The sequence below is a fragment of the Alloprevotella sp. OH1205_COT-284 genome (assembly GCF_003859795.1).
GTDB lineage: Bacteria > Bacteroidota > Bacteroidia > Bacteroidales > Bacteroidaceae > Alloprevotella.
This window is the reverse complement of sequence record NZ_RQYI01000063.1, coordinates 1-797: the sequence shown is the minus strand read 5'-3', so window position 1 is coordinate 797 and position 797 is coordinate 1. Positions and strand designations below refer to the sequence as shown.

General features: G+C 47.4%; 1 protein-coding gene. It reads right to left on the bottom strand.

Features of this window, described 5'->3' with window-relative positions:
- Positions 1-3 precede the first annotated feature (3 nt).
- Positions 4-678, bottom strand: a complete 675-nt coding sequence (locus tag EII14_RS09040) for an ISL3 family transposase (protein WP_124932191.1) — start codon at positions 676-678, stop codon at positions 4-6.
- Positions 679-797: the final 119 nt, after the last annotated feature.

Genomic DNA, 797 nt, shown 5'->3' with positions numbered 1-797 from the left:
GGTTCATCCGACATTTGGAGTGATGCGGCAATCGTGCAGCGCATATAGCCTTAACAGAAAATACCTTTCATCCCTAAAACCATAGGCCACTCTCTTCATCACCTTTATCTTATTGTTGATCCCCTCTACTTTCCCGGTCGATATGGGGCAGTCGTACCAGGCAAGAATACCGGTTCTATAAGCCATGATCGTGACGGCCATTTTCATCAACTGCGGCACTTTGCTCTCCTGCGCCTGTTTAACCCAATCGAGCATGACCTTTTCGGCTACTTGTTTATTGGGCTGCATCCATATTTCTCTGAGTTGCTCTTTGAGGTAGTAGGCCTGTGAGAGCGGTTTGTTCATGTCTAAGGCGTTATCAAGCCTTGTTTTATACTCCTTGTCGAAGATATCCGCTCCATTGCGCAGCAGCAGGTAGCGCGTCCCCTTCAAGACTTTGCGCTTGTTGATGTCCTTTTCCATGTTATATTGCGCCCTGCGTATCTCGTCCAACTTCTCATTCATTAGTTTGACCACATGAAAATGGTCGAAGACATGCACGGCGTTCGGGCAGTTTTCAAGTACGGAGGAGATGAAAGCGGCAGAGAGATCGGTGGCGATATACTTGATGTCGAGCTTCTTTCGTCTGACCCTTTTCCAAAATCCGGCCAAAGCATCGGCCGCCTTGCCCTGACCCACATGGAGAATCCGACCGCTCTTGAGGTCAACCGAGACCTCTGCAAAACTATTTTCTTTTTTATTTTGTCAATTCTTTCTTTTTTTGTATCTTTACCCTATGAAGATCTCCCCCTGCTCCC